Raw genomic sequence first — 6947 nt, forward strand, 5'->3', positions numbered from 1 at the left:
CGCGGTAAGGGGCTGGTTGGGTTCGTCATAGGGCGACAGCTTTCGTCTCGGTCCGTGCGCCGGCACGGAGAATGGAAAGAGCGTTGGGGCCCTCGTGCAGGAGCAGATCCAGGGCGCTCAGGCCGGGGCGCCATCCAGGTGCGGTGCCGTACTCGGGGTGCGAGTAGGTGGCGACCTCGACAGTGATGGCGTGTTCGGCCAGGCGGCCGAAATCCAGGTAGGCCGGTGCACCGGTTCCCACACGCAGGCGCGTCGCGCTCCGCTTGCGGCAGAGATCGATCAGCATGTCGGTCTGCCACCCGGCCGGGGCAAGCTCGCTGGTGCGGACCATCGGCAAGGGCAGCCCGAAAGCATCGAGCATCACCCGCAGCAGGGCCTCGTTCAGGCCTGCAAGATGGGTCCACGGCGTGCGGTAGACGGCATCGAGGGTCTCGCGGAGATCGGGCCAGTAGGGGGCGCGGGCGTAGGTCTGGGCGAGGCTGCGCCAGTGCCGCCCGGCCCAGGAGCCGTCGGCAATCCGGGTGTCCGCGATGCTCTGGCCGAAGTGGCGTCGCACGGGCACGGTCAGCCGGACCGGCCCCGCGTTGCCGCGGATGTGGTTGCGGTTTTGCCAGCCGCGCTCGGCGAACTGGACGTGATCGAGCAGGACCAGTTCCTCGGCGCCGAGCAGGCGAGAGAAGTAGCCGGGCCAGGGAAGATAGGCCGGCTGGTGGGCAACCAGAACGTGTCCGTCCATCAGCAGGCCATCCGGTAGGCCACGAACACCTCGGCCCGCTCGGTGCCGCACCCGGCACCGGCCACGGAGTCGGCCGCCCGGATCTGCCCCAGGGAACGAGGGTGGTCGTGATCGCGCAGCTCGCGGGCGTAGCAGGCCAGGGCTTTGTCCTTCACGGCCGCGGTGCTGGTGATGTCCACCCAGACGGTGGCGCGCGGCGGTGCCGGGCTCCAGGCGTGGTCCTCCGGGCCGTGGAAGCCGAGGACCATCTGGGGCCAGTGCCGCAGGGAGCCGCTGGGCCGCGCCGCCGCGTAGGCGGCCTGGTGGACGACCTGGTGGTCCTGGTGAACGGATCCGGCCGCCGGGATGAGGAGCGCGGCCGGCTCCAGCGCCGTCAGGGACAGGTCCGGGCCGGCCTCGATGAGGCGGACGAGATCCGCGCTGTGTCCGGCGAGGTTGGTGGCGCGGCTGTCGTCGCTCCAGACGATGGTGCGACCGCTGACGCCGAGGACGTCGCAGGCAGCGTGGAACTCCTCGTACCGCAGCCGGCTATTGGTGGGGGTTCCCCAGCGGGGCTGGGTCATACACGCCACGGCCAGGACGTGCACGTTGATCCCGGCGGCGGTCATGCGGGCGATGGTGCCTCCGGCTCCGAGGGTCTCGTCGTCGGGGTGCGGGGCGACGGCCAGGACGTGGTCGCCGGGGTTCAGGCCGAGCATGGGCCTGCCTCCTCTTGATCCGTAGAAGGGCAACGGGCGCGAAGACTGTTCAGGTGCGGGGCGGGAACGGCCTTGAGGAGCTGCGCAAGCCGGTAAGCGGGGGCAGGAGCTCGGAGAGGTGACCGGATTCCGGCTCGGGCTCCCAGGGGAAATGCACCCAGTCGGCGACGTCCCAACCCCACCTGTCGGGCAGGAAGTCGGAGCCCTCGTTGCGGCAGAGCACCGCGGTGCGGATCCTGGCCGGGCGTACTGAGGCAGTGAGCATGTCCTCGACGGCGCGCAGCGTCGCCCCGGACCCGCAGATGTCGTCGACGACCAGCAGCGGGGCACCGTGGGGGAGCTGCGTGACCGCGTCCCCATTGTGGTCGTCGTCGAGGAGGACCCGGCCGGTGGCAGGCTGCTGGATGCCCTCGCTCACGTTGTGCCGGGCCCGCACAACGGTGGCCGGGATGCTGAGTTGTTCCGCGACGATCTCAGCCAGGCGGATCCCACCACGGGCGATCCCGACGACGGCTACAGGCGCGTCCTTGGTTTCTCCTTCGGCGATCAGGCATGCAGCGGTGAGGAACTCTCTGTGGGCGAGCCGCCAGATGCGGCGGTTGTCGAAGACACGCTTGGTCACGGCCAGCTCCAGGAGTCGAGGATGGTGTGGATGTCGTCGTGGCGGCCCATCGGGTCGCTGATCAGGTGCGTTCGCGGGACCTGAATTGGGCCCAGCACGCGGGCGTACGGCGGCTCCATCAGCAGCAGGGCTCCGGTGGAGGGAAACCGGGCCAGATGCCGGCGCAGTCCCGCAGGCGCAGTCCCGCTCAGGGCGCTCGCCTGCTCCGCGGTCATGGGCTGCTCGTAGGTGGTGACAAGGGTGTCGGCGGTGACCAGCCCGTGCAGGGCCGACAGCACCAGAACCCGGCTCCGCACGGTGCTGTTCGCGGCGACCCGGTCCCGGATCAGCGGGACAACCCACCCTTCGTAGAGATCGAGCGCAGGAATGGGGCTGGAGGTGACGCGCTTTTCCTTGCAGCACGCCACGACCACGAGCCCGTCAGTGGCCTGTTCAGCGGCCACGTTCGTCACCCCACAGCAGCACGTGCAAGCGGGTGCCGAGCCGGTAGCCCCGCGTCCGCACGGCGTCTTCCAGAGCACGCATTCCCGCGAGGATGGTCTCGGGGTCCGTGCCCTCCGGCATCACCGAGATGTCGGTCAGTCCGTAGGCGTCCTCCAGCGCGGCGACCTCCGCTACCTCGCCGGGCTCGGAGACGACGAACTTGAAGCGTGCCCTTCTGGTGTCGACGAAGGCCCGCAGGGCCTCGGGAACGAGCCGTCGGGTCTCTGGCATCCCCGCGCCGAACCGGGACAGCTTGGGCGAGACATTGAAGTACGGTCTGGCCGCCACCAGGTCCTCCGACGGGGCGATGGTGCCGTTGGTCTCGATCTCCACCATCCGCCCGGCAGCCCGAAGTCCCTGGACCAGCGCCGTCACGCCGGCCATCTGGACCAGCGGCTCGCCACCGGTGACAACCACGAGATCCTCGGGCTGGTCCAGAGCCCACGCCAGCAGCTCCTCAGCACTTTCATAATGGGCCTCTTTGCGCAGGTCATAGCGGGTGGTGTCCCACGTGTAGGGGGTGTCGCACGGGGAGCAGACGAGGTTGCAGAGTGCGAGCCGGATGAAGCAGGCCGGCACCCCGGTGCTGGAGCCCTCACCCTGGACCGTGCTGCCGAACTTCTCGGAAACCCGGATTCGTAACCCGACGCGCGGCAGCGTGCTCACGCGGTGCCTCCTGCGTACTCGGCCCAGCTGGTCTCCGTCTCCGAGACCCGCGCGCACACGCCGCCTGCCGGGGCCCTGTCCGCCAGCCACTGAGAGAAGTGCTGGGCGAGATTCTCCGAGGTCGGGTTCAACCCGGGGATCACCTCGTTCAGAACCCGGCCGTTCACGGTGCAGCGCAGCTCCTCGCCCAGCAGTACGAGAACGTCCCTGAGCCGGGGGACGGCGGAGGCGGGCACACTCAGCACGTAGGAGTGGCCGTGTAGATTCCCGCACGGGTGACCTTTGCGCAGCCCATGCAGCTGGTGCGATGCTCCGAAGGCGATGAACGCGTCCGACGGGGGAGCCTGCGGCCTCCCGGTCTGCACGCGGACCGATTCCACTACGGACGCGACGTCGGGCGGCAGGTTTTCGCGCGCCCACACAACGAGGTGCTCGGCGATCCCCTCGTCGGAGACGTCCTTGACCGACTTGTTGAGGACCTGGTGATCCAGAGCCCCATTGATGTACTTGTCGAGATGGGCCAGGTCGCCGAAGTCGGCGACGAAACCGACGGGGCTGAGCACCGGGGACGACAGCACAGCTTCCGCGGTGAACGAGTGGCCATCGAAGTCACCATTGGCCAGCTGCCGGGTGGCCTCGAAGCGGAATCTCTTCCCGATCCGGTACATGGGCAGGGGGCTGGTCACTGGACTGTTCCCTTCTGCGGCGGCGCATAGACGGTGGGGTCGGCCACCTCGGCCTCGGCGAATGCCTCCCGGCGCTCGACGCAAGTCCCGCAGGCACCGCAATGCACGTCGCCGCCCTCGTAACACGACCAGGTCAGCCCGAAGGGCACACCCAGACGTGCACCCTCGCGCACGATGTCGGCCTTGGTGAGATCCAGGAACGGGGCGACAAGCTGGAAGCCGGGGGCGATGTGCCCCTCGTTCCCGGCCTTGATGGATGCCTGGATGAGGGTGAAGAACTCCGGCCGGCAGTCCGGGTAGATTGCGTGGTCGCCGGAATGCGCACCGAACGCGACAGCATCAGCCCCCAAGGCGACCGCCGAGCCGGCCGCGATCTCCAGCATGATCGCGTTGCGGTTCGCAACGACCGTGCTGCGCATGGTCTCGGCGCGATAGTGCCCGTGAGGTACCGGGACAGTCGGGTCGGTCAGGGCGGATCCGCCCAGAATCTGGCCCAGCGACGTCAGGTCCACGATGTCGTGGGCCACGTCCAGCCGAGCTGCCAAGCTGGCTGCGTGGGCCAGCTCCTTGACGTGGCGCTGCCCGTAGTTGAACGAGATCAAGTTCACGACGACGCCCTCGTCGCGGAGCTTGTAGGCGGTGACGGCGCTGTCCAAGCCGCCGGAGAAGATGAGCACCGCGTGACGCGGTAACACTGTTTGAGGCATGGATGTGCCTTTCCGAGGTCCCCCGGATCATGTCCGGGGCAGTGGATTTTCTGGACCTGGGGCTTGCTTGCCTGGGAAGGAGTCGCTGGTTGTGCTTCGGTGTTGGAGGCGCCAGTGATCCCCGCAGTCGTGTCAGCCGCTGGTCTCGCTGTGACCGTGGAGGTCCATGAGCTTCCTTCGTGAAGTGGGGACGAGTCGGCTTGGGCCGCCGGACGAATTCACACAGGAGCCGGCCACCGGACCCGAGCCCTGGAGGGCTGTGCGCTCGCACGTTGCTTCAAGGCGAGAGCAGACCGGCGGATCAGGAGGTCCAGCTCGCGGTAGATGCTGTCTCTCACGATGCACGGTCGAGTGACTGCCCGTCATTGCCGGTGTGGTGTCGAAACATTGACGGCCCGACGCAATGTCCTTCGGCTTCCACACGGACCGGGACGGGGCCAAGATGAGACGAAACGACAGAGGGGCGGGCAGTGGGCGGAGTTACCCGAGATCGTCGCGCGGAGATCCAGCGGGAGGCATCCCGGATCCGCGCTCAGTGCCAGCGGGACGGGCACACCCAGGAACGAATCGTCACCACCCTCCGGACGGCGCTGCCGGAGCTCACGGCCCTGGAGGCGTGGCGTCTGGCGCTGGGGTGGTCGCGGCCCCAAGCGGTCCGCGAGGTAGCCGCTATCTACCGGGCTGACGGCCTGCGGCCGCCCGGTCTGACGCAGGCCACTCTGTGCCGGTACGAGCACGGGCAGGAGCAGCCCGGAGACGAGTACCGACTGATGATTTCCCGCGCGTACGGGGCCAACCCCGACCAACTCGGGCTCGCGACAAACTGCCTGTGGTGCAGCACCTGCGCATCCCCGCCGCCGCTCCACTACGGTCAGCACCAGCGCGAGGAGACGATCACCGGCCGAAAGGGACCTATGACAACCGCCAGCGGGCTGCCCGCCATCCGCGAATCCGTGCAGTGGGCCGTCCTGGACGCCCCGGGCGGCTCCCCGGCCCTTGTCACCCTGGCTGAGGCGGCCGTGGAGCACTACGCCCTCAACTACAGCAAGCACCCCCCAGCTGTCCTGCTCGAAGAAGTCCGCGAGACCCGCAACCTGCTCTCCACCGCGATGGCCGGAGCAGACCGTACGGTCACGGAGGGCCTGCGGCGGCAGGTCGGATGGCTGTCCGCGCTTCTCGGCAACCTCGCCTACCACCTTGACGATCGTGCTGGAGCCCGAACCCATCTCACCCTCGCGGGCGCCCTTGGCGAATCCACCCGCGAACCGGCACTCACGGCCTGGTCCAGCGGCGCACTGGCCATGGTCGCCACCGCCCGCAGGGACTGGGACCACGCCCGCGAGCACGCCAGATACGGCCTTCAGCATGCACCCGCGGGCCTGCGCCGCGCACAGCTCCTGGGCTGGGCCCTGCTGCCCACCCTTGCTGCCACACAGCAGGCGTCGGAAGCGGACGACGTCGTCAGCGAAAGCGACGAGATCATGCGCTCCGCCATGGAACTGCCCGGTCGCTTCGGGTACGACTGCGCCGAGCACCGTCTTCACGTCGCCGAGGCCAACCTGACCCTCGAACGCTTCGGCCGGGCCGCCGACGTCGCCCGCGAATCGATCGCCGCCGCCCCCGCCGAGACCCCGGCGTGGGTAGCGGCCACCCTGGTCCTCGCGCTCGCCGAGGCCCGCGACTCCCCGGATCAGGCGGCCACTCGAGCCCTGGGCGTGCTCGACCAGATCCCTCCACCACGGCTCCGAGCGACCGCCCGAGACCGTCTGACACGACTCGGACGCTTGCTCGATACCTCGACGGCCGGCTCGGCCACCGAGCTGGCGGAACGCCTGCGCACTCTTCCGGCCCCGATCCGTGCCGACGGAACAGCCGCGTAGCCGCCCAGCACGGTCGCAGCGGGGCACGGAATCCTGCTCGCCTACAAGGGGCACGGCCACCTCAGCCGCCGCGAACCCGAAGCCGCGGGCGCCGACGCACTCGAAGCCCTCGCGCTGGCCGAGTGCATCGGAGCGCCCCGCTGCGCCCAACTCGTGCCCGCACTGCTTCATGCGGTTGCCTGACCTCCGGGACGCAAGAGTGTCTGCGCCGCCGATGCTGTGGGCCTCGAAAGACGTCCGCCCCCTCCTGGAAGCCCACGGCGTTCACATCCCTGCCTCGACCGCCCGTTTCCGCACACCAGCTGACATCGCGAGGTTCCTCGACCCCGACAAAACCAAGATCAAATCGACGTGTTGATTCCCGGCAAGCCCTAAGCTTGGCGTTTATCGTCCGTGGTCGAACGTAGCGTCAAACTTGGTGTCGCTTTCGGCTGAGTGCCTGACGCGAGAGCGACCTTCGCCTGATCCT

General features: G+C 68.8%; 8 protein-coding genes. 1 reads left to right on the forward strand and 7 read right to left on the reverse strand.

From position 1 onward, the window contains the following. Window positions 1-25 precede the first annotated feature (25 nt). The 7 genes from ACIRJP_RS38660 to queC are packed head-to-tail and all read right to left on the reverse strand — an operon-like array spanning window position 26 to window position 4568. The gene (locus ACIRJP_RS38660; RefSeq protein WP_404185153.1) at window positions 26-736 is read right to left on the reverse strand and encodes a WbqC family protein; all 711 of its coding nucleotides are present in this window, start codon (window positions 734-736) and stop codon (window positions 26-28) included. After that, on the reverse strand, window positions 736-1434 hold the full coding sequence (locus ACIRJP_RS38665) for a PIG-L deacetylase family protein (protein WP_404185156.1): 699 nt from the start codon (window positions 1432-1434) through the stop codon (window positions 736-738). Before ACIRJP_RS38665 ends, ACIRJP_RS38660 begins: the two co-directional genes overlap by 1 nt. A 49-nt stretch (window positions 1435-1483) precedes the next feature. Next, window positions 1484-2056 (reverse strand): phosphoribosyltransferase, encoded by a 573-nt coding sequence (locus tag ACIRJP_RS38670; RefSeq protein ID WP_404185159.1) that lies wholly within the window; start codon window positions 2054-2056, stop codon window positions 1484-1486. Further along, window positions 2053-2499, reverse strand: a complete 447-nt coding sequence (locus tag ACIRJP_RS38675; RefSeq protein ID WP_404185161.1) for a DUF6884 domain-containing protein — start codon at window positions 2497-2499, stop codon at window positions 2053-2055. Before ACIRJP_RS38675 ends, ACIRJP_RS38670 begins: the two co-directional genes overlap by 4 nt. Continuing rightward, window positions 2489-3205: a 7-carboxy-7-deazaguanine synthase QueE gene (locus tag ACIRJP_RS38680; protein ID WP_404185163.1), complete on the reverse strand. Its 717-nt coding sequence runs from the start codon at window positions 3203-3205 to the stop codon at window positions 2489-2491. Before ACIRJP_RS38680 ends, ACIRJP_RS38675 begins: the two co-directional genes overlap by 11 nt. Further along, window positions 3202-3891 (reverse strand): 6-pyruvoyl trahydropterin synthase family protein, encoded by a 690-nt coding sequence (locus tag ACIRJP_RS38685; RefSeq protein ID WP_404185166.1) that lies wholly within the window; start codon window positions 3889-3891, stop codon window positions 3202-3204. Before ACIRJP_RS38685 ends, ACIRJP_RS38680 begins: the two co-directional genes overlap by 4 nt. Then, window positions 3888-4568 (reverse strand): 7-cyano-7-deazaguanine synthase QueC, encoded by a 681-nt coding sequence (queC, locus tag ACIRJP_RS38690; protein ID WP_404185169.1) that lies wholly within the window; start codon window positions 4566-4568, stop codon window positions 3888-3890. The genes ACIRJP_RS38685 and queC overlap by 4 nt, the downstream gene beginning before the upstream one ends. A 500-nt stretch (window positions 4569-5068) precedes the next feature. Here queC and ACIRJP_RS38695 point away from each other — a divergent pair, with 500 nt between their 5' ends. Then, window positions 5069-6478, forward strand: a complete 1410-nt coding sequence (locus ACIRJP_RS38695; protein WP_404185172.1) for a Twin-arginine translocation pathway signal — start codon at window positions 5069-5071, stop codon at window positions 6476-6478. Window positions 6479-6947 lie beyond the last annotated feature (469 nt).

Origin of the sequence: Streptomyces sp. NPDC102437 (assembly GCF_044765565.1) — a bacterium.
Lineage (GTDB): Bacteria > Actinomycetota > Actinomycetes > Streptomycetales > Streptomycetaceae > Streptomyces.

Excerpts from the sequence above, each read along its gene's own strand:
- ACIRJP_RS38665 (WP_404185156.1), bottom strand. The coding sequence starts at position 1,434 with ATGCTCGGCCTGAACCCCGGCGACCACGTCCTGGCCGTCGCCCCGCAC.
- ACIRJP_RS38660 (WP_404185153.1), bottom strand. The coding sequence starts at position 736 with ATGGACGGACACGTTCTGGTTGCCCACCAGCCGGCCTATCTTCCCTGG.